Source organism: Pseudomonas sp. A6, from assembly GCF_052367875.1.
In the GTDB taxonomy this organism is placed as follows: Bacteria; Pseudomonadota; Gammaproteobacteria; order Pseudomonadales; family Pseudomonadaceae; genus Pseudomonas; species Pseudomonas citronellolis.
The window spans coordinates 1,900,709-1,921,240 of sequence record NZ_CP198970.1 but is presented as its reverse complement, the minus strand read 5'-3'; the positions used below and the strand labels follow the sequence as shown (position 1 = coordinate 1,921,240).

At 68.8% G+C, this 20,532-nt stretch carries 18 protein-coding genes and 3 tRNA genes; 3 read left to right on the top strand and 18 right to left on the bottom strand.

Features of this window, described 5'->3' with window-relative positions; translation table 11 throughout:
• Nucleotides 1-42: 42 nt before the first annotated feature.
• From ACTWJ5_RS08760 to ACTWJ5_RS08740, 5 genes are all read right to left on the bottom strand, one after another.
• On the bottom strand, nt 43-888 hold the full coding sequence (locus ACTWJ5_RS08760; protein WP_249919198.1) for a DUF2797 domain-containing protein: 846 nt from the start codon (nt 886-888) through the stop codon (nt 43-45).
• Nucleotides 889-901: 13 nt separating this feature from the next.
• A complete protein-coding gene (locus ACTWJ5_RS08755) occupies nt 902-1,162 on the bottom strand; it encodes a YeaC family protein (RefSeq protein ID WP_116425720.1) in 261 nt (86 codons plus the stop codon).
• A 252-nt stretch (nt 1,163-1,414) separates the two neighbouring features.
• Complete coding sequence (locus ACTWJ5_RS08750; protein WP_444439562.1) at nt 1,415-2,263, bottom strand: rhomboid family intramembrane serine protease; 849 nt, start codon at nt 2,261-2,263, stop codon at nt 1,415-1,417.
• A gap of 14 nt (nt 2,264-2,277) precedes the next feature.
• Nucleotides 2,278-3,261 (bottom strand): metallophosphoesterase, encoded by a 984-nt coding sequence (locus ACTWJ5_RS08745; protein ID WP_009621082.1) that lies wholly within the window; start codon nt 3,259-3,261, stop codon nt 2,278-2,280.
• Nucleotides 3,258-4,145 carry an NAD(+) kinase gene (locus tag ACTWJ5_RS08740; protein WP_074984758.1) on the bottom strand — a complete coding sequence of 296 codons (888 nt, stop codon included), beginning with the start codon at nt 4,143-4,145 and terminating at the stop codon, nt 3,258-3,260. The genes ACTWJ5_RS08745 and ACTWJ5_RS08740 overlap by 4 nt, the downstream gene beginning before the upstream one ends.
• A gap of 108 nt (nt 4,146-4,253) precedes the next feature.
• Here ACTWJ5_RS08740 and ACTWJ5_RS08735 point away from each other — a divergent pair, with 108 nt between their 5' ends.
• Nucleotides 4,254-5,198 (top strand): DUF1853 family protein, encoded by a 945-nt coding sequence (locus ACTWJ5_RS08735; RefSeq protein WP_074984761.1) that lies wholly within the window; start codon nt 4,254-4,256, stop codon nt 5,196-5,198.
• Between the two features lie 287 nt (nt 5,199-5,485).
• On the opposite strand, the gene ACTWJ5_RS08730 is transcribed toward ACTWJ5_RS08735, so the two are convergent.
• The 3 genes from ACTWJ5_RS08730 to ACTWJ5_RS08720 all read right to left on the bottom strand — a co-directional run bounded on the left by ACTWJ5_RS08730 (nt 5,486) and on the right by ACTWJ5_RS08720 (nt 10,077).
• Nucleotides 5,486-6,385 (bottom strand): 1-aminocyclopropane-1-carboxylate deaminase/D-cysteine desulfhydrase, encoded by a 900-nt coding sequence (locus tag ACTWJ5_RS08730; protein WP_083426850.1) that lies wholly within the window; start codon nt 6,383-6,385, stop codon nt 5,486-5,488.
• 42 nt (nt 6,386-6,427) lie between these two features.
• The gene (locus tag ACTWJ5_RS08725) at nt 6,428-7,807 is read right to left on the bottom strand and encodes a chromosome partitioning protein ParA (RefSeq protein ID WP_074984763.1); all 1,380 of its coding nucleotides are present in this window, start codon (nt 7,805-7,807) and stop codon (nt 6,428-6,430) included.
• A 233-nt stretch (nt 7,808-8,040) separates the two neighbouring features.
• On the bottom strand, nt 8,041-10,077 hold the full coding sequence (locus ACTWJ5_RS08720; RefSeq protein ID WP_444438186.1) for an oxidoreductase: 2,037 nt from the start codon (nt 10,075-10,077) through the stop codon (nt 8,041-8,043).
• Nucleotides 10,078-10,262: 185 nt separating this feature from the next.
• Between ACTWJ5_RS08720 and ACTWJ5_RS08715 the strand changes: the two genes are divergently transcribed.
• A complete protein-coding gene (locus ACTWJ5_RS08715) occupies nt 10,263-11,381 on the top strand; it encodes a carbon-nitrogen hydrolase family protein (protein ID WP_256514694.1) in 1,119 nt (372 codons plus the stop codon).
• A 2-nt stretch (nt 11,382-11,383) separates the two neighbouring features.
• Complete coding sequence (locus tag ACTWJ5_RS08710; protein WP_444438183.1) at nt 11,384-12,421, top strand: AraC family transcriptional regulator; 1,038 nt, start codon at nt 11,384-11,386, stop codon at nt 12,419-12,421.
• Between the two features lie 218 nt (nt 12,422-12,639).
• On the opposite strand, the gene ACTWJ5_RS08705 is transcribed toward ACTWJ5_RS08710, so the two are convergent.
• The 10 genes from ACTWJ5_RS08705 to accD form a co-directional block, all read right to left on the bottom strand.
• Nucleotides 12,640-12,716, bottom strand: a tRNA-Asp gene (locus ACTWJ5_RS08705).
• Between the two features lie 115 nt (nt 12,717-12,831).
• Nucleotides 12,832-12,908 (bottom strand) — tRNA-Asp (locus ACTWJ5_RS08700).
• Nucleotides 12,909-12,923: 15 nt separating this feature from the next.
• A tRNA-Val gene (locus ACTWJ5_RS08695) sits at nt 12,924-12,999 on the bottom strand.
• Nucleotides 13,000-13,389: 390 nt separating this feature from the next.
• A complete protein-coding gene (locus tag ACTWJ5_RS08690) occupies nt 13,390-14,151 on the bottom strand; it encodes an SDR family oxidoreductase (protein ID WP_134163509.1) in 762 nt (253 codons plus the stop codon).
• Between the two features lie 5 nt (nt 14,152-14,156).
• Nucleotides 14,157-15,368 carry an O-succinylhomoserine sulfhydrylase gene (locus tag ACTWJ5_RS08685; protein ID WP_074984775.1) on the bottom strand — a complete coding sequence of 404 codons (1,212 nt, stop codon included), beginning with the start codon at nt 15,366-15,368 and terminating at the stop codon, nt 14,157-14,159.
• A 13-nt stretch (nt 15,369-15,381) separates the two neighbouring features.
• On the bottom strand, nt 15,382-16,887 hold the full coding sequence (purF, locus tag ACTWJ5_RS08680) for an amidophosphoribosyltransferase (protein ID WP_074984778.1): 1,506 nt from the start codon (nt 16,885-16,887) through the stop codon (nt 15,382-15,384).
• Nucleotides 16,888-16,988: 101 nt separating this feature from the next.
• Nucleotides 16,989-17,531, bottom strand: a complete 543-nt coding sequence (locus ACTWJ5_RS08675) for a CvpA family protein (protein ID WP_099049040.1) — start codon at nt 17,529-17,531, stop codon at nt 16,989-16,991.
• Nucleotides 17,532-17,622: 91 nt separating this feature from the next.
• Nucleotides 17,623-18,288, bottom strand: coding sequence for an SPOR domain-containing protein (locus ACTWJ5_RS08670; RefSeq protein ID WP_009621064.1), 666 nt, complete (start codon nt 18,286-18,288; stop codon nt 17,623-17,625).
• A gap of 28 nt (nt 18,289-18,316) precedes the next feature.
• Nucleotides 18,317-19,597 carry a bifunctional tetrahydrofolate synthase/dihydrofolate synthase gene (gene folC / locus ACTWJ5_RS08665; protein WP_249919189.1) on the bottom strand — a complete coding sequence of 427 codons (1,281 nt, stop codon included), beginning with the start codon at nt 19,595-19,597 and terminating at the stop codon, nt 18,317-18,319.
• Nucleotides 19,594-20,469 (bottom strand): acetyl-CoA carboxylase, carboxyltransferase subunit beta, encoded by an 876-nt coding sequence (gene accD / locus ACTWJ5_RS08660; protein WP_009621059.1) that lies wholly within the window; start codon nt 20,467-20,469, stop codon nt 19,594-19,596. Before accD ends, folC begins: the two co-directional genes overlap by 4 nt.
• Nucleotides 20,470-20,532: the final 63 nt, after the last annotated feature.

The following is a 20,532-nucleotide window of genomic DNA, read 5'->3' as shown; positions in this document are numbered from 1 at the left end:
TCAAGCTTCGAGCTTCAAGCCGCAAGTTCATGGTTCGCCGGCTCAGCTTGCCGCTTGAGGCTTATAGCTGATGGCTAGCTGATAAGCTGTGTACTTACGGATATTGATGACGCCGGTGTCGAAGATCAGGTACTGGCCCTTGATGCCTTGCAGGGTACCCTCCACCACCGGCGTCTTGTCCAGATCGAAGCTGGTGATCTTGGCCAGGTAGGCCTGCACCGGGTAGCGGATCTCGATCGGCTCGATGTCGCTCACCGGCTGGATGGCCTGCAGGCCGAAGCGCTGCTGCAGCTCGCGCAGGCCCTCGGCGCAGTGGTCGAACAGCTGCTCGCGGATGGCCGCCAGGTCCAGCGGCTCGGCCTCGCCCTTGAGCAGGGCGCGCCAGTTGGTGCGGTCGGCCACCTGGCTGCGCAGCAGGTCTTCCACCAGCCCGGACTGCTGGCGCGTGGCCACCCGCAGGATCGGCAGCGCCTGGCGCGCGCCCTGGTCGATCCAGCGCGTCGGCACCTGGGTGGCGCGGGTGATGCCCACCTTCACGCCCGAGGAGTTGGCCAGGTAGACCACGTGGTCGGTCATGCAGAAGCGCTCGCCCCACGCCGGCTCGCGGCAGGTGCCCTCGTCGTAGTGGCACTTTTCCGGGCTGACGATGCAGCTGTCGCACTGCGCCAGCTTGGTGAAGCAGGGGTAGCAGTAGCCCTGGCTGAAGCTCTTCTTCGTCTTGCGCCCGCAATGGCAGCAGTGGATGGCGCCCAGGTACTCCAGGCGCAGGGTCTTGCCGATCAGCGGGTTGACCGCCACTTCCGCCTCGCCGAGGCGGAAGGCGTACTGTACGGGGCTTTCAAGGCGCGCCGACATCTTGCTCAGGGCGCCGCGTCCTAGCTCTTTCATCAAAGCCCGGTCATCAGTGCAGCGAATTGGACGAGAAGAGGATGTTGGGGATCGCCTCGGCGTGGGACTCGCACTCCTGCGGACCCATGTAGCCGGTGCGCTGGTCCTCGGGCAGGTTCTGCAGCTCCCAGGCGATCATCGCCTGCAGGCACAGCTCCTTCTGCTCCTGGGTGAGCTTGCGGCCGTCCGGCCACTTGCCGATCTCCACGGCGAGCTTGAGGCTCTCGTAGATTTCCGGGGTGATGTTCTCGATGGTTTCGGCGAAGGACGACATGGGGCCGGCTCCTGCTGGGGGCAAAACCGGCATTCTACCGGGCCGGGCGGCCTGGCGCACGAACAGAGGTCAAACGGTGGCATCGACGTAGGGCGTATAACGTTCCGCGTTATACGTCGGTTGGCCGTGGCCGCCGGCCTGCTCGCGGTCATGCGGGAAATCGTCGGCCCGGTTCGTCCCTGGCGCCGGCGACGAATCGGGTGTAACGGCGTACAACCGCGAACGGTTGTACGCCCTACGGCGCGCGTGGGATCAGGCCTGGCGCCCGCGCGCCAGCATGCCGCCCAGCGCGCCGGTCAGGCAGCCGATCACCAGCCCGCCGACGTGGGCGCCGTTGGCGATGGAGCCGAAGCCCAGCAGGTCGATGACGCCGGACAGGCACACCAGCAGCCAGATCAGCATCATCGCCACCACGCCCTTCGGCAGGCGGTAGGCCGGGGTCGGCGCCAGCAGCTGGAAGATCCAGCAGTGCCCGAGCAGGCCGTAGAGCACGCCGGACAGGCCGCCGAACAGGCTCGGCCCGGAAGCCAGGTACTGCACGACGTTGGACACCAGGCCGAAGCCCAGGCTCAGGCCCAGCAGCATGACGCCACCCTGGCGGTATTCGATGCGCCGGCCCAGCTCCCAGTACCACATGGCGTTCATCGCCAGGTGCAGCCAGCCGAAGTGGATCAGCATGGGCGTGAACAGGCGCCACCACTGCCCCGCCGCCAGGCCCTCGGCCAGCGGCTGGAACAGCACCCGGTCGGTGCCGACCAGCTGGAAGTCCTGGAAGGTGAACCAGCGCAGGGTGTCCGGGTTGCCGCCGAGCAGGGTCAGGGCAGCGACCGCGAAGGTCACCAGCAGCACCGCGGCGGTCACCTTGCTGGCCCGCACCTGGGCCAGGAAGCCCGGGCCGCGGCGCTGCGGTTGGGCCGCGGAAGCCAGCTCGGGGTCGCCCTGCGGGTAGCGCCGGTAGAGGTCGCGCACCTGCTCGGCCAGGCTTTCGTCCGGCACCCAGAGCACCTGTTCGCCGGCCTCCTCGCTGACCCGGAAGGGCACGTTCAGGCGTTGCAGCAGACCGACGAAACCGGCGAGATCCGCCGCCAGGGGCAGGCGCATGGCCACTACTGCACTCACTCATCCTCTCCCGGACGCTTCACGTCCACCCAGACGAACTTGTCGCGCTGCAGGCGCGTTTCCTGGTCCAGCCGGTAGGCCACCAGCTTGCCGTACATGACCGCGCTGTAGTCCAGGCAGGCCAGGTTCGGGCGGATCGGCGCCGGCGTGCCGCGGCGCCAGTAGTGGCCGACGAACAGCAAAGGCTCGTCGGCGCCGTAGCTCAGCAGGCTGGACTTCTGCTCGGCGCTCAGGCGCTCGGCGGCCACCTCGTCGGGCAGCGCGTCGGGCTGGAAGACAATATCGCCGTAGGTCTCCGGCTCGCGGTCCTCTTCCCAGAACTTGGTGCGGAAGAACGCGCGGGTGAAGCCGTCGCTGCCGGTCAGCGTCATGCCGTTGGGCAGGCGCATGTCGGTGCCGCGCAGCAGGCGGTTGCACACCTGGTAGGCGAAGCTGCCGTGCTCGGCGGAGGATTGTAGGAAGGCCTCGTCGATGCGCCCATCGGGGAACTGCCGGCGCAGCGAGTCGATCAGCTCGTTGTCCCAGCAGGCGTGGACCATGCGGAAGCGCCCGGCGTCGAGGAACAGCGGCAGACGCCGGAACCAGCCGAGGAAGTCGCGCCAGTCGCCGGGGTGGCCCTCGAACTGATCCAGGGTTTCCTGGATCAGCCGCGCGTGCCGCGGGGTGTGCTCGCGCAGGTACTGGCGGCCGCTGCCCGGCGCCGCCGGGGTGGACCAGCCGAGCAGGTTGTACTCGTGGTTGCCCATGATGCACAGGGCCTCGCCGGCGGCGACCATGTCGTGCACCCGGTGCAGGGCCTCGCGGATGCGCGGGCCGCGGTCGACGATGTCGCCGAGGAACAGCGCCTGGCGCCGCGGGTGGCGCCAGACGCCGCCGTGCAGCTGGTAGCCCAGCCGCTCCAGCAGGCGGTCGAGGGTGTGTGCGCAGCCGTGGACGTCGCCGATCAGGTCGTAGCCACGGCCCGGGTCGAGTTCGCTCACTCGCTGCTCCCCAGCCGGCTGCCCCAGCCGAGCTTGGTCCGGCAGACCTCGTAGTAGTTGTGGTCGATCGGGTGGATCAGGCGCAGCTTCTGCGGCTTCTTGCTCACCGTGACCATGTCGCCCGGCGCGCAGGTGAAGTGGTTCTGCCCGTCGCAGGAGACCTGCGGGTAGATCTGCATGTTCGGCGACACCACGATCTTCAGCTCGCTGTTGCCATCGACCACGATCGGCCGGCTGGACAAGGTGTGCGGGTACATCGGCACTATGACGATGGCGTCCAGCTTCGGATGCATGATCGGCCCGCCGGCGGACAGCGAGTAGGCGGTGGAGCCGGTGGGCGTGGCGACGATCAGGCCGTCGGCCTTCTGGCTGCAGACGAACTGGCCGTCGATGTGCAGCTCGAACTCGATCATCCGCGTCGACTTGCCGGGGTGCAGCACCACGTCGTTGAGCGCGTCGCCCTGGCCGATGGATTCGCCGTGGCGGCGCACCTGGGCGTCGAGCAGGAAGCGGCTTTCGACGATGTACTGGCCGCCGAGCACCTCGTCCACCTTGGTTTCCAGCTCGTCCGGGCGGATGTCGGTGAGGAAGCCCAGGCTGCCGCGGTTGATGCCCAGCACCGGCACCTTGTGGCGGGCCAGCGCGCGCGCCGCGCCGAGCATGCTGCCGTCGCCGCCGACGACGATGACCAGGTCGCAGATCTCGCCCATGATCTTCCGCGAGCAGGTCTGCAGGCCGTGGCCGGGCAGGACTTCGGCGATGGTGTCCTCGAGGATCACATGCAGGTGCCGCTCGGTCAGGAAGCGCTTCAGCCGGCGGATGGTTTCCAGCACCTGGGTGCTGCCGAGGCGGCCGATGATGCCGATATTGCGAAAGGATTCCATGAGACTCCAGGCGGCGGGTGCGAGCGGGTAGTGCCCGGAATTATGGGGGAAACCCCCGAACAGCGGCAAACCCGCGCACCAGCGCGGGCGTTCGGCTAGGCTGCACGGATGAAGTCGACCGCCTACCTGCTCGATGAGCTGCTAGCCGAACTGCGCCAACCCGCGGTACGCGACCTCGCCTGGACCCTGCTCGGCGAACCCCTGCTGGATGCCGGCGCCCTGCCCCTGCGCCATCCGCTGGCGGCGAGCCGCTGGCTGGCCGAACCGCGGCTTCTGGGCGACTGGCTGCGCGAACAGGAAAGGCACAGCGAAGCGTTGCAGGCCTGGTTGCAGAGTTCGCCGCAACAACGCCTGGGCCGCTACTACGAACGCCTCTGGCAGTTCGCCCTGCAGCAGGCCCCCGACCTGCGCCTGCTCGGCGCCAACCTGGCGGTGCGCGACAACGGCCACACCCTGGGCGAGCTGGACCTGCTGCTGGAGGACGACGACGGCCTGCATCACCTGGAACTGGCCATCAAGCTCTACCTGGGCCCCAGCCGCGAAGGCCCGGACGACTGGCTCGGCCCCGGCGCCGAGGACCGCCTGGCGAACAAGCTGCGCCACCTGCGCGAGCACCAGTTGCCGCTCTCCTCCACCCCACGCGGCCGCGCCCTGATCGCCGGTTTCAGCAGCGCCCCGGTGCAAGCCGCGCTCTGGCTGGGCGGCTACCTGTTCTACCCCTGGCCCGGCGAGTGCGCGGCGCCGGAGGGCGCCAACCCCGAGCACCTGAGCGGCTCCTGGCTGCACCGCCGCCACTGGCCCCTGTACCGCGCCCAGGGCACGGGGCGCTGGCAGCCGCTGCCGCGCAGCGAATGGCTGGCTCCGGCGCGCAAGGCCGCGGAGCAGAGCTGGACGCCGGAACGCTTCGATGCCTGGTTGGCGCAACTGCCGGCGGATGCTTTCCCGCAGTTGCTGGTGCGTCTGGAGGAACAGCAGGGGGAATGGTACGAGGCCGAACGGCTGTTCCTGGTCGGTGACCAGTGGCCAAGGGTGCATAACGGGTATTCCCATTGAGAGGAGCATGGCTTCTCGTAGGAGCGAGCTTGCTCGCGAATGAGCCCCGCTGGGGAATCTGTTCGCGAGCAAGCTCGCTCCTACGAAGAGCACCGCGGCGCGGTCGGCAAGACAGTCGCGCCTATATCCGTGCCCTACGTGTTCGCCGTGGAGTACGGCCTACACCTGTAGGAGCGGGCCCTGCCCGCGATTCCGCGCGCAGGGCGCGCGAATGACGTGGGTGGGTCGTAGGAGCGGATCTCATCCGCGATCCGCGCCGATATATCCGTCCGGCACGAACGAATGCCCTACGGCAATCGCCCCAAGCGCTCTTCCATCGCCCGCCTACCCTGCAGGCCGCCGCTGTGCACGGCAACCAGGCGGCTGCCGCGGGGCACCCGCCTGGCGCTTACCTCATCATGCAGGACCAGCAGCAGCTTGCCGGTGTACAGCGGCTCCAGCGGTACACCGGTCGCCGCCTCGAAATCGGCCATGAACCGCACCAGCTCGGCATCCACCTTGCCGAAACCGCCGCGGCTGGCGTCCAGTAGGCGATAACCGGCGTCTTCACGCCCCGCCTCGGCCAGCAGCCGCGGCAGCATGGCTTCCACGCCATGGCCGGGAGGTACCGCCAGGGCGCCGATCAGCGGGTGCGCGCCCTGCTCGCCCAGCACCAGCCCGGCCAGGGTGGTGCCAGTGCCACAGGCAGCCCAGAGCTGGTCGTAACCGTTCCAGCCAATGCCCAGCAATTGCACACCCAACTGTTCCACCAACGGCGCGCAACCCAGCGCGCCGTGCAAACCGCCGCCGCCCTCGTCCACCGCCAGCAGGCGCGGGTAGCGTTCGCGCCAGGGAGCCCAGAAACCTTCGGCATGGCGCTCGCGGTAGCCGGCGTAGCCGAGCCAGTGTAGTTGCATGCCCCAGGCGCGCAGGTCGCGCACCGTGGGCGTGTCCTGCTCGTTTCCGCGCAGCAGGCCAACGGTGGCGAAGCCGAAGCGCTGGCCGGCGGCGGCCAGGGCGTGCAGGTGGTTGGAATGGGCGCCGCCCAGGCTGATCAGGCCTTCCAGGCCCTGTTCGGCGGCCTGGCGCAGGTAGGGCGCCAGCTTGAACCACTTGTTGCCGGACACCCGCTCATCGACCAGGTCCAGGCGCAACAGCGCCAGCTCGACGCCAGCTTGTTCCAGCCAATCGAGGCGCAGCTGTTGCAAAGGGGGTAGCGGGCACCAGTCGGGGAATCGCAGGGCAGCCACCTAGCCCGCGGTCACGCCACGCAGGCCGCCGCTGGTCTTGTGCCGGGCACAGCAGTTGCTGTCGCCGTCGACGAAGCGGCCCGGGGTGTCCACGCGGTCGACCGGCAGCGCGCAGCGTTCGCCGTTGGACAGGCGGCCGTCGCAGGTTGGCTGCTGGTAATGGGCCAGCCACTGGCAGTACTGGGCTTCGGAGACGAAGCATTTGGCGGCGGCGTAGGCCATGGGGTTTTCCTGGTAGCGCGGGATGTCCTGCAGCGGAATGGTCAGGTGCCCGGCGCCGGGATGATAGACCACGAAGATCACCCCGAGCGAGGTCAACTTCTCCAGCAGCGCATCGCTCTCCGCCCGCGCCGCCTGGGCGGCCAGTTCGCGGCGCAGGGCCTCGTTGTCCTGCTGCAGCTGGCGGTCCAGTTCGTTGCGGTAGCTCAGTTCGGCATCGCGCAGCGCCAGCTGTTCCTTGTACTGGGCGATCACCACCGCGACCTTCGCATCGGCCTCGCCCTCGAACTGCGTGCGCAGTTCCTCCAGCTCCGCGCGCCCCTGCTGCTCGATGCTGCGCAGTTGCGCGGTCAGTTCCTCACGGCCGCGCTGGAAGCCGTCCACCCGCTCATCCAGCTCGCGGCGCAGGCCGGCATTGATCTCTTCCTCGCGCTTGAGCCCTTCGCGCAGCGCGGCCAGCTCGGCCTGCAGCACCTTGACCTGTTCCTCGGCGCCCAGGCGCAGGCGCTGCAGCTCCTGCTCGTGCTGCTGGCTCAGGGTGGACAGGCGCGAGGCCTGCTGGCCGAGCAGCTCGGCGGTCTTCTGCCGGTGTTCTTCCAGCATCGCCTGGGCCAGCTTCTCGGCCTGCTCCTGCGGGTCCTGCGCCGGCGTCGCGTACCACTGGTGCTCGGCGGCGACCTTCAGGCGCTGCGGCTCGACGGCGACGGGCTCCTCCTCGACCAGCAGGCCGAGGTGGTTGCGCCGGATCGCGTCGCGCAGCATCACCAGGTGGTTGTTGCCCGTCACCAGGCTCGGGTCCCACAGGTGCATCTGGTGCCAGGACACCGGGCACTGGCTGCGGCAGGCCAGGCGGATGGGCCCGGCGCCCATGTCCGGGCCGCGCCCGGCGCGGTCGGCGAGCTGGCGCAGCGGCAGGTTCCAGCCGCGGTCGGCCTCGCCGTTCTCGTCGAAATCCAGGTAGAAGAACACCGCGGCCTTGACCTGCAGGCGCGCGTTGATCAGCACATAGGCCAGGCACATCTGCCGGTCGGCGAACTCGTGCATCTGCACGACGTTGTCGAGCAGGGCCTCGAATTCGGGATAGAGCATCTGCTTGCAGATGCCTCGCTCATCGAAGAAGGCCACGGCCTCGACCATCTGAGGCTTCTTCTGCAGGCTCATGACGGGACCTCTGGACTGTCGCGAACAGGGTTGGGCCCGCACAGGGGCCGGCGGCCGGGCCTCGAGCGCACCGGTGCCGGGGCAAGTCTAGGGGAAATGATGTCGCAGGCAATGTGACTGGGTTGGCAGTCGCTCGGCCGTTCGTAAGAAAACGACGTACGACAGACGGAAAACTGTGACGGGCTCCGCCCTTTGCCGCCCGGACAGCGCATCCGGGCGGCAAAGGCAAGGGATCAGAGTTCGGCGGCCAGGCGCGAGCCCTGGTTGATGGCGCGCTTGGCGTCCAGCTCGGCGGCCACGTCGGCGCCGCCGATCAGGTGCACATTCTGCCCGGCGGCGACCAGGCCGTCGTGCAGCTCGCGCAGCGGCTCCTGGCCGGCGCAGACGATCACGGTGTCCACCGGCAGCACCTGCGGCTCGCCCTCGGCGATGCGGATATGCAGGCCGGCGTCGTCGACCTTGAGGTACTCCACGCTGTTGAGCATCTGCACCCGCTTGTTCTTCAGCCCGGTACGGTGGATCCAGCCGGTGGTCTTGCCCAGGCCGTCGCCGACCTTGGACTTCTTGCGCTGCAGCAGGAACACCTGGCGCGCCGCGGCATGCGGGTGCGGCTGGATGCCGGCGACGCCGCCGCGGGCCTCCAGGTTCTCGTCGATGCCCCACTCCTTCCAGAAGGCGTGGCGATCGAGGCTGGTGGATTCGCCGTCGTGGGTGACGTACTCGGAGACGTCGAAGCCGATGCCGCCGGCGCCGATCACCGCCACTTTCTGCCCCACCGGCTTGCGCTCGAGGATGGCGTCCAGGTAGCTGATCACCTTCGGGCTGTCGATGCCGGGGATGGCCGGGGTGCGCGGGACGATGCCGGTGGCCAGGAGGATCTCGTCGAAGCCGCCCTTGGCTAGGTCGCCGACCGACACGCGGGTGTTCAGGCGCAGGTCGACGCCGGTGGTCTCCAGCTTGCGCTTGAAGTAGCGCAGGGTCTCGTAGAACTCTTCCTTGCCCGGCACGCGCTTGGCCACGTTGAACTGCCCGCCGATCTCGCCGCCGGCGTCGAACAGAGTCACCTGGTGGCCACGCTCGGCGGCCACGGTGGCGGCGGCCAGGCCGGCCGGGCCGGCGCCCACCACGGCGACCTTCTTCACGTGGGTGGTGGGGATGTAGTTCAGCTCGGTCTCGTGGCAGGCGCGCGGGTTGACCAGGCAACTGGTCAGCTTGCCGCCGAAGGTGTGGTCCAGGCAGGCCTGGTTGCAGCCGATGCAGGTGTTGATCTCGTCCGCGCGGCCTTCGGCGGCCTTGTTGACGAAGTCCGGGTCGGCGAGGAACGGCCGGGCCATGGAGACCATGTCGGCGTCGCCCTCGGCCAGCACCTGCTCGGCCACTTCCGGGGTGTTGATGCGGTTGGTGGTGACCAGCGGGATGCCCACCTCGCCGCGCAGCTTGGCGGTGACCTTGGTGAAGGCCGCGCGCGGCACCTTGGTGGCGATGGTCGGGATGCGCGCCTCGTGCCAGCCGATGCCGGTGTTGATCAGGGTGGCGCCGGCCTGCTCGATGGCCTTGGCCAGCAGGACGATCTCGTCCCAGGTGCTGCCGCCTTCCACCAGGTCGAGCATCGACAGGCGGTAGATGATGATGAAGTTCGGCCCCACCGCCTCGCGCACGCGGCGGACGATCTCCACCGGCAGGCGCATGCGGTTCTCGTAGCTGCCGCCCCAGCGGTCGGTGCGCTGGTTGGTGTGGGCGACCAGGAACTGGTTGATGAAGTAGCCTTCCGATCCCATGATCTCGACGCCGTCGTAGCCGGCCTGCTGGGCCAGGCTGGAGCAGTTGACGAAGTCGGTGATCTGCTTCTCGATGCCCTCCTCGTCCAGCTCGCGCGGCTTGAACGGGTTGATCGGCGCCTGGATGGCGCTGGGCGCCACGGATTTCGGGCTGTAGGCGTAGCGCCCGGCGTGGAGGATCTGCATGCAGATCTTGCCGCCGGCCTCGTGCACCGCCTGGGTGACGACCTTGTGTTTCTCGGCTTCCTCGGCGGTGGTCAGCTTGGCCGCGCCGGCGTACACGCCGCCTTCCTCGTTCGGGCCGATGCCGCCGGTGACCATCAGGCCGACGCCGCCGCGGGCGCGCTCGGCGAAATAGGCGGCCATGCGTTCGAAGCCGTTGGGCTTCTCTTCCAGGCCGGTGTGCATCGAGCCCATCAGGGTGCGGTTGCGCAGGGTGGTGAAGCCCAGGTCCAGGGGCGCGAGCAGGTGCGGGTAGCGGGCGGCGGTCATGATTCCTCCACATCGGGCATGGTGCCGGGGCCTCGGACGGGCCACGGTCGGTATGGGGCAGACTCTAAGCAGCGCCCCGGGCGCGCTCAATGACCGGAAATGACAACTTACTGATCGAAGATGACAGCACCGCTTGGCAAGCCGGCGCCGCTCCCCTACCCTGACGGCCAGTCCCGGAGCCCCGCATGCGCAAGCTGACATTCCTCATCCTGGTCACCCTCTTCGCCGCCTACGCCGGCTGGGCCGAGCGCCGCCCGGTGGGCCACTACCTGTCCGACCTGCGCAGCCAGGTGGTGCTCAACCAGGGCGCGCCTTCCGAACGCGGCAACCTGCTGGGCGTGCAGCCCGAGCTCTATGCCGCCGACTACCAGAACGTCGAGCGCCTGCGCCTGAAGCTTGCGGCCTACCTGGAGAAGGCCCGCAGCGAGGGCCTGCTCGGCCCGCGCACGGTGGTGGTGTTCCCCGAGCACATCGGCACCTGGCTGGTGGCCGCCGGCGAGAAGCCCGAGGTCTACCAGGCCCAGCACCTGGCCGAGGCCATGCAGTGGATGGCCGTCAGCAACCCGGTGAAGCTGGCCCGCGGCTGGCTCATCGCCAAGGGCCGCGACCGTTTCACCGACGCCCTGTTCCGCATGAAGGCGGTGGACATGGCCCACGACTACCAGACGCTGTTCGGCGGCCTGGCCCGGCAGTTCGGCGTCACCCTGGTGGCCGGCTCCATCGTCCTGCCCAACCCCAAGGTGGAGGACGGCGTACTGGTCACCGGCAACGGCAGCCTGTACAACGCCAGCCTGGTGTTCGGCAGCGACGGCAGGCCGCTGGGCCAGCCGCAGCGCAAGGTCTTCCCCATCGACGACGAGAAGCCCTTCATCCGCGCCGGCCACAGCGACAACCTGCAGGTGCTGGACACGCCGGCCGGGCGCCTGGGCGTGCTGATCTGCGCCGACAGCTGGTACCCGATCAACTACGCGGTGCTGGCCTCGGAAAAGGTCGAGCTGCTGGCGGTGCCCGCCTTCCTCAGCGGCAACGACCAGTGGCAGCAGCCCTGGCGCGGCTACAACGGCGCGCGCACGCCTTCCGACGTGCAGCTCAAACCCGGCGAGCTGAGCGAAGGCCAGGCCTGGCAGCAGTTGGCCCTCGGCGGGCGCCTGGCCGCCAGCGGCGCCCAGGCCGGCATCGCGGTGTTCCTCCGCGGGCAGCTGTGGGACCTGGGCAGCTCCGGCCCCGGCCTGGTGGTCGACCGTGGCGGCCAGCAGCTCGCCGAGGACGGCCCCGGCGCGCGCCTGATCAACCTCTGGCTGTGACCATGAAGCAACCGGGCATGCGGCTGGGCGACCTCTCCATAGGCTTCGTCCACGGCCTGGCCGACGCCCTGGAAGACCGCGGCGTGCCGGCGCAGCCGCTGCTGCTGCAGTACGGCCTGGACGCGGCGCGCCTCGCCGAGCCCGGCGGGCGCCTGTCGATCCCGCGCTACATGCGCCTGGGCCACGCGGCCATCCAGCTCAGCGGCGACCCCGCCCTGGGCCTGCGCATGGGCCAGTTCAGCCGCATCCAGCAACTTGGCCTGCCCGGCGTCAGCGCCGCCCTGGCCCCCGACCTGCGCGCCGCCAGCCGCGCGCTGATCCGCTTCGAACCGCTCTACGCGCAGAACTACCGCGGCCGCTCCAGCCTGACCGAGGACGCCGGCGGCGCCTGGCTGAGCTTCTATTCCATCAGCCCGTACAACGCCTACAACCGCTTCGTGGTGGATTCGGTGCTGGCCGGCTGGCTCAGCTACCTCACGCGCATCGCCGGGCAGCCGGTGCGCCCGCTCCGGGTGGAGATCGAGTACCCGGCGCCGGACTATGCGGCCCGCTACGAGGAATTCTTCGGCTGCCCGGTGGAATTCGCCGCCGGCGCCAACCGCCTGCGCCTGGACCAGGCCAGCCTGGCCCTGGGCAACCGCGAGCACTGCCCCAGCACCTGGCGGCAGATGCAGGAAATCTGCGAGAAGGAACTGGAGCAGCGCACCCGCACGCGCACCCTGCGCGAGCGCGTGGTGCAACTACTGGGGCCACTGCTCAACGGCCGCGAGCCGGACCTGGAAGAGGTCGCCGCGCGCCTCAAGCTGCCGACCTGGACGCTGCGCCGCAAGCTGGCCGAGGAAGGCACCCAGTTCCGCAGCATCCTCAACGAGACGCGCCGCGACCTGGCGATGATCTACATCCGCGACACCGACCTGGCCTTCGGCGAGATCGCCTACCTGCTCGGCTTCGCCTCGGCCGAGGCCTTCCAGCGCGCCTTCAAGCGCTGGAGCGGCCAGCCGCCGGGGGAATACCGCCGCGCGCAGCGGCAGGCCGGCTGATCACATCTCGGTGGCGTCGTCCGCCGGCTCCGGCGGATCGCATTCGGTACGGTGTTCTTCGAGCAGTTCTTCCTGGTAGTCGTCCATGGCTGCCTCCCATCGCGTTCGACAAGGTCATGGATGCAGCCTAGCCGGCGCGGATGAAGCGCACATGACCGAGGACTTTTCCCGGCGCAATGAAAAAGCCCCCAGGCATGGCTGCCTGAGGGCTTGGAAGATGGCGCAGCGGACGGGACTCGAACCCGCGACCCCCGGCGTGACAGGCCGGTATTCTAACCGACTGAACTACCGCTGCGCGTCGGCTGGACTTGCATCCAAGGGTGTTACGGCCTTCCATCCTGCCTGTCGCTACGGAGCCTTGACTCTACGTGGCGGTGAGTTCGGGGTGGTGAACTCCAGGAGGGGGAAGATGGCGCAGCGGACGGGACTCGAACCCGCGACCCCCGGCGTGACAGGCCGGTATTCTAACCGACTGAACTACCGCTGCGCGTAACTTGCGAGATGGTGGGTGATGACGGGATCGAACCGCCGACCCTCTGCTTGTAAGGCAGATGCTCTCCCAGCTGAGCTAATCACCCTTCGTCTCGAAGTGGGGCGCATTCTACCGGCGGCATTTCCTAAGTCAATGCCCTGGTTGGATTTTTTTTGAAATTTCGCGTTTTGGGGGGAACGCGGGAAGCCAGCTGCCTTTGGGGTTGGGTGTAGCGCGCCGCTCCGAGCATCCGCCGAATCGCGGACAGAGTCCGCTCCTACAGGTGGGTTCAAACCCCGTAGGATTGTGTTGAGCGAAGCGATACCCATCCTACGAAAGCACCTCGGTGTAGCTCCTACGGTTCAGGGAAGCACGGGCGTAGGAGCGGACTTTGTCCGCGATTGGATTCACCGGCCACGCCGGACGCCCAGGGGGCTCCTGAGAAATACGAAAAAGGGCGGCCCCTGGGCCGCCCTCCTCCATCACCCTCCCGACCTCAGTCGAGATAGATCATCTTGCGCGTCATGCCGCCGTCGACGACGAACTCCTGGCCAGTGACGAAGCCAGCGTTGTCGCCCAGCAGCCAGGCCACCAGCGCAGCGACATCTTCCACCGTGCCGACGCGGCCGACCGGGTGCTGGTCGTGGTCCAGCTCGGTGAGCGGCGCCGCCTGGCGCTCGTGGAGGTCACGGGCGTCGATCCAGCCGGGGCTGACCGCGTTGACGCGGATTTCCGGGCCCAGGCTCATGGCCAGCGCGTGGGTCAGGGCGAGGATGCCGCCCTTGCTCGCCGCGTAGGCTTCGGAGCTGCGCTCGGACTGGTGCGCGCGGGTCGAGGCGATGTTGACGATGCTGCCCTGGTGCGCCCGCAGGTAGGGCGCGCAGTGCTTGGCCAGCAGCATCGGGCCGCTGAGGTTCACCGCCAGGGTGCGGTTCCACTCGTTGAGCGTCAGGCTCTCCAGCGACGTGACGCCCGGGCGGGCGATGGCCGCGTTGCACACCAGGGCGTCGAGGCGGCCGAACTGCCCGAGCACCTCGGCCACGGTCTGCGCCACCTGGCTCTCCTGGGACACGTCCAGGGCGATGAACCAGGCCTTGTCGCCCAGCGCCTCGGCGACCTTGGCGCCGCGCTCGCGGTCCTGGTCGACCAGCACCACCTGCCAGCCCTCGGCGATCAGCCAGGCGCTGATCCCCAGACCGATGCCCCGCGCCGCGCCGGTGACCAGCGCGACCTTGCCGTTGCCGATGATCGCTGCCAGGTCGCTCACAGTGCCGCCAGGCCTCGTGCCAGGTCCTTCTTGATGTCGTCGACGTCTTCCAGGCCCACCGCGACGCGGATCAGGTTGTCGCGGATGCCGGCGTTCTCGCGTTCCTGCGGCGACAGGCGGCCGTGGGAGGTGGTCGCCGGGTGGGCGATGGTGGTCTTGGTGTCACCCAGATTGGTGGTGATGGAGATCATCCGGGTGGCGTCGATGAAGCGCCAGGCCGCGGCCTTGTCGCCCCTCACCTCGAAGCTGACCACCGCGCCGAAGCCCTTCTGCTGCTGCTTGGCCAGCTCGTGCTGCGGGTGGCTGGCCAGGCCGGCGTAGTAGACGCGCTCGATGCCCGGCTGCTGTTCCAGCCACTCGGCCACGTCCTGGGCCGCGGCGCAATGCGCCTGCATGCGCACGCGCAGGGTTTCCAGGCCCTTGAGGAAGATCCAGGCGTTGAACGGGCTGAGGGTCGGGCCGGCGGTGCGCAGGAAACCGACCACGCCTTCCATCAGCTTGCGGCTGCCGGCGACCACGCCGCCCATGCTGCGGCCCTGGCCGTCGATGTACTTGGTCGCCGAGTGGATCACCACGTCGGCGCCGAGCTTCAGCGGCTGCTGCAGCGCCGGGGTGCAGAAGCAGTTGTCCACCGCCAGCAGCGCGCCATGGGCGTGGGCGATCTCGGCCAGGGCCGCGATGTCCACCAGCTCGGCCAGGGGGTTGGACGGCGACTCGACGAACAGCAGCCTGGTGTTCGGCTTGATCGCCGCTTCCCAGGCCTTGAGGTCGCTCAGCGGCGGGTAGTCCACCTGCACGCCGAAGCGCTTGAAGTACTTCTCGAACAGGCTGATGGTCGAGCCGAACACGCTGCGCGAGACCAGCACGTGGTCGCCGGCGCTGCAGTGGGTCATCACCAGCGAGAGGATGGCCGACATGCCGGTGGAGGTGGCCACCGCCTGCTCGGCGCCTTCCAGGGCGGCGATGCGCTCCTCGAAGGTGCGCACCGTCGGGTTGGTGTAGCGCGAGTAGACGTTGCCCGGCACCTCGCCGGCGAAGCGCGCGGCGGCGTCGGCGGCGCTGCGGAACACGTAGCTGGAGGTGGGGAACAGCGCTTCGCCGTGCTCCGCCTCCGGGGTGCGTTGCTGCCCGGCGCGTACCGCCAGGGTGTCGAAGGCGGCGCCTTCCAGGTCACTGTCCAGGCGACCGGCTTCCCATTCCTGTGCCATCCCCTGCTCTCCTTCAGTCGTTGTACAGATCGATGATGGCGCTGACCGCGTTGGCCTTGGCCTTGGTCGCGTCGTTGCGCGCCTGCTCGATCCGGTTCAGATAGGCTTCGTTGACGTCGCCGGTCACGTACTGGCCGTCGAAGACCGCGCAGTCGAAGTGCTCGATCTTGATCTTGCCGCCGCCGACCGCGTCGATCAGGTCCGGCAGGTCCTGGTAGACCAGCCAGTCGGCGCCGAGCAGCTCGCCCACTTGCTCGGTGCTGCGGTCATGGGCGATCAGTTCGTGGGCGCTCGGCATGTCGATGCCGTAGACGTTGGGGTAGCGCACGGCCGGCGCCGCGGAGCAGAAGTAGACCTTCTTCGCCCCGGCCTCGCGGGCCATCTGGATGATCTGCTTGCTGGTGGTGCCGCGGACGATGGAGTCGTCCACCAGCATCACGTTCTTGCCGCGGAATTCCAGCTCGATGGCATTGAGCTTCTGGCGCACCGACTTCTTGCGCGCGGCCTGGCCGGGCATGATGAAGGTGCGGCCGATGTAGCGGTTCTTCACGAAGCCTTCGCGGAACTTCACGCCCAGGCGGTTGGCCAGCTCCAGGGCGGAGGTGCGGCTGGTGTCGGGGATCGGGATGACCACGTCGATGTCGTGTTCCGGGCGCTCGCGGAGGATCTTCTCGGCCAGCTTCTCGCCCATGCGCAGGCGCGCCTTGTACACCGAGATGCCGTCCATCAGCGAGTCCGGACGGGCCAGGTAGACGTGCTCGAAGATGCACGGCGAGTATTTCGGGTTGGCCGCGCACTGGCGGGTGAACAGCTTGCCTTCCTCGGTGATGTACACCGCTTCGCCCGGCGCCAGGTCGCGGATCAGGGTGAAGCCGAGGACGTCCAGGGCCACGCTTTCCGAGGCGATCATGTATTCCACGCCGTTCTCGGTGTGGCGCTGGCCGAAGACGATCGGGCGGATCGCGTTGGGGTCGCGGAAGCCGACGATGCCGTAGCCGGTGATCATCGCCACCACGGCGTAGCCGCCGACGCAGCGGGCGTGCACGCCGGCCACCGCGGCGAAGACGTCTTCCTCGGTGGGCTGCAGCTTGTTGCGCACCGCCAGCTCATGGGCGAAGACGTTGAGCAGCACTTCCGAGTCGGAGTTGGTGTTGACGTGGCGCAGGTCGGATTCGTAGATCTCCTTGGCCAACTGCTCGACGTTGGTCAGGTTGCCGTTGTGCGCCAGGGTGATGCCGTAGGGCGAGTTGACGTAGAACGGCTGGGCCTCGGCGGAGCTGGAGCTGCCGGCGGTCGGATAGCGCACGTGGCCGATGCCGGCCTTGCCCACCAGGCGCTGCATGTGGCGCTGCTGGAAGACGTCACGGACCAGGCCGTTGTCCTTGCGCAGGTAGAGCCTGTCGTCCTGACAGGTGACGATGCCGGCAGCGTCCTGGCCGCGATGCTGGAGAACGGTGAGCGCGTCATACAACGCCTGATTGACGTTCGACTTGCCCACGATACCGACGATGCCACACATGCGACGCAACCCCTAGTTGGTTTACAGGCTAAAAAATTCCGTTCCCGCCGCCCCACCCGGGCCGGCATCGGGCGGCGCACTGCGCCACCCTGGCCCAGCCGTCACTGGCTGGGCAGCATACTCCCCATCCCGACCGGCGGTGCCAGTTGGCCACTGGCGAACCAGTGCCCGGCCAGGTTGAGGACGATGTTCTTAGACCAGTCGGCGACCAGCAGGAAGTGCGGCAGCAGCACCGACTGCTGCCACCACGGGTCCTGTTGCACCGGCGCCAGGCTCAGCAAGCCGACCAGCAAAACCACCAGCAGCACGCCGCGGGCGCCGCCGAAGGCCATGCCGAGCACGCGGTCGGTGCCGGACATGCCGGTCACCCGGACCAGTTCGCTGATGAGGAAATTGACCAGCGCCCCCAGCAGCAGGGTGACCACGAAAAGCAGCGCGCAGGCGGCGATGACGCGGCCGGACGGCAGTTGGATGTATGGCGCGAGACGTTCGGCCAGCGCGCCGCCGAACATCCAGGCGACCGCACCCGCGACAATCCAGGTGAGCAGGGACAGGGCTTCCTTGACGAAGCCGCGGCTCAGACTGATCAGGCTGGAAATGACGATGATGCCGATCATCGTCCAATCGACCCAGGTAAATGCCACGTTGCGGCCCAGAAACGAAAAAGGCCCCGCATTTTAGCAGAGCCCCGGGGTTTAGCGGAGCCCCCGATGCATCGGGAGCCGCTCATCGGTGTCAGCCGCGTTCGGGCTGGAAGCGCACCACGAAGCCGTTGAGCTTCTGCTGCTTGCTCAGCTGCTCCTTCAGGCGGTCGGCCTCGGCGCGCTCGATCACCGGCCCGACGAACACCCGGTTCATGCCGTCGAAGCTGCGCACGTAGGCGTTGTAGCCCTGGCTGCGGAGGCTCTTCTGCAGTTCCTCGGCGCGGGCGCGGTTGGACAGGCTGGCCAGTTGCACCGACCAGCTCACCGCCAGCTTGTCGGCATCCAGGCGCTGGGCCGGAGCGGCGGGCGCGCTGGCCTGGGCCGGCGGCGTGGCCGGTTGCTGGGCAGGGCGCGGCGCCGGGGCGGCGGGCTGCTGGGCCGGCGTTTGCGGCAGGCTGGCGATGGGCGTCGAAGGCGCAGTGGTCGGCGCGGGACTGGGCACCGGCGCCTGGACCTGGGGCTGAGCGTCGGGGGCCTGTGGCGCTTCGGCCACCGGGGCCTGGGGTTCGGGCACCGGCGTCGGCTGCACTTCCACCGCAGGCATGGCCGGCGTCTTCGGCATCGCCGGGGCGTCGACCGTCACCTGGCGCACCTCGTCCTGGCGGCTGAACAGCATCGGCAGGAAGATCACCGCCAGCGCCAGCAACACCAGCGCACCGACGATCCGCTGCTTGAGCCCCTTATCCAGCAAAGCCATTGCCACTCCCCCGTTTCTTGACCGCTTGTCAGTCCTGGTTGCCGTCCAGCCAGCTCAGGGCATCCGCCACGCTGTAGAAGGAGCCAAACACCAGGATCTCGTCGTCCGCCGTCGCCTGCGCGCACTGTGCTTCGAGCGCCGCGGCGATGTCGTCATGCACGCTGGCCTGCGCGCCACGCGCAAGCAAGGCTGCCGCCAGCTCGCCGGCCGGGCGCGAGCGCGGCGTGGGCAAGGGGGCGACCGCCCAATCCTGCACCAAGCCGAGCAAGGGTTCCAGCACCCCGTCCAGATCCTTGTCCGAAAGCAGGCCGAAAACCGCCAGGCGCCGGCCCTTCGGCGGCCGCGCGGCGAGGCGGCGGGCCAGGTAGTCGGCGGCATGGGGGTTGTGCCCGACGTCCAGCAGCAGGTGGCGCGGCTGCCCCTGCCAGGTCGCCACGCGGCGGTCCAGGCGGCCGCTCACGCGGGTCCGCAGCAGGGCCGCGAGCAGGCGCTCGGGCTGCCAAGGCAGGCCCAGCAGCGCATAGACCTGCAGCGCCAGGGCGGCATTCTCCATGGGCAGGTCGAGCAGGCTCAGGTGGTGCAGGCGCAGCGGGGTGCCGTCGGCGCCACGGCCGTGCCAGTGCCAGTCGTGCTCGCCGATGGCCAGGTCGAAGTCGCGGCCGCGCAGCAGCAGCGGCGCGCCCAGGGCGCGGGCCTGGTCCAGCAGCGGCTGCGGCGGTTCCAGGTCGCCGCACACGGCCGGCTTGCCGGCGCGGAAGATGCCGGCCTTCTCGAAGGCCACGCTGTCGCGGTTGTCGCCCAGCCATTCGGCATGGTCGAGACCGATGCTGGTGACCACGGCGACGTCGGCGTCCACCAGATTGACCGCGTCGAGCCGGCCACCGAGGCCGACTTCCAGCACAACCGCATCGAGACCGGCGCGCTCGAACAGCCAGAAGGCCGCCAGGGTGCCCATCTCGAAATAGGTCAGGGAGATTTCGCCGCGCGCCGCCTCGACCGCGGCGAAGGCCTCGCAGAGCGCTTCATCGCTGGCCTCGCGGCCCTGAATGAGCACGCGCTCGTTGTAGCGCAGCAGGTGCGGCGAGGCGTACACGCCGACCTTCAGGCCCTGCTCGCCGAGCAGCTCGGCGAGGAAGGCGCAGGTGGAGCCCTTGCCGTTGGTGCCGGTGACGGTCACCACGCGCGGCGCGGGGCGCCCCAGGCCGAGGCGGACGGCCACCTCGCGGGAGCGCTCCAGGCCCATGTCGATGGCCGAGGGATGCAGCTGTTCGAGGTAGCCGAGCCAGTCGGCCAGGGAACGCTGGCTCATCCTGCGAGGGCGGTGCTGGGGGTATTGGTGAACTTGGCCAGCAGCTTGGCCAGGCGGTCGCGCATTTCCGCGCGGTGCACGATCATGTCGATGGCGCCGTGTTCGAGGAGGAACTCGCTGCGCTGGAAGCCTTCGGGCAGCTTCTCGCGCACGGTCTGCTCGATCACCCGCGGGCCGGCGAAGCCGACCAGGGCCTTGGGCTCGCCGACGATCACGTCGCCGAGCATGGCCAGGCTGGCGGAAACGCCGCCGTAGACCGGGTCGGTCAGCACGGAGATGAACGGGATGCCTTCCTCGCGCAGGCGCGCCAGGGCGGCGGAAGTCTTGGCCATCTGCATCAGCGAGATCAGCGCTTCCTGCATGCGCGCGCCGCCGGAGGCGGAGAAGCAGATCATCGGGCAGCGGTGCTCCAGGGCGTAGTTGGCGGCACGCACGAAGCGCTCACCGACGATGGAGCCCATGGAGCCGCCCATGAACGAGAACTCGAAGGCCGCGGCCACGACGGGCAGGCCCTGCAGCTTGCCGCTCATGGCGATCAGCGCGTCCTTCTCGCCGGTGTCCTTCTGCGCGGCGGCCAGGCGGTCCTTGTACTTCTTGGTGTCGCGGAACTTCAGGCGATCCACCGGCTCCAGCTCGGCGCCCAGCTCCTCGCGGCCTTCCTCGTCGAGGAAGATGTCCAGACGGGTGCGCGCGCCAATGCGCATGTGGTGGTCGCACTTGGGGCAGACGTCCAGGGTCTTTTCCAGCTCCGGCCGATACAGCACGGCGTCGCAGGACGGGCACTTGTGCCACAGGCCTTCCGGTACCGAGCTCTTCTTCGCCTCGGAACGCATGATGGAAGGGATCAGCTTGTCTACCAGCCAGTTGCTCATGCTCTGTTCTCCAATGCGGGGACAGTGCGCTCAGCGGCCCGAAGCCTTGCGCCTGCCCGTGAG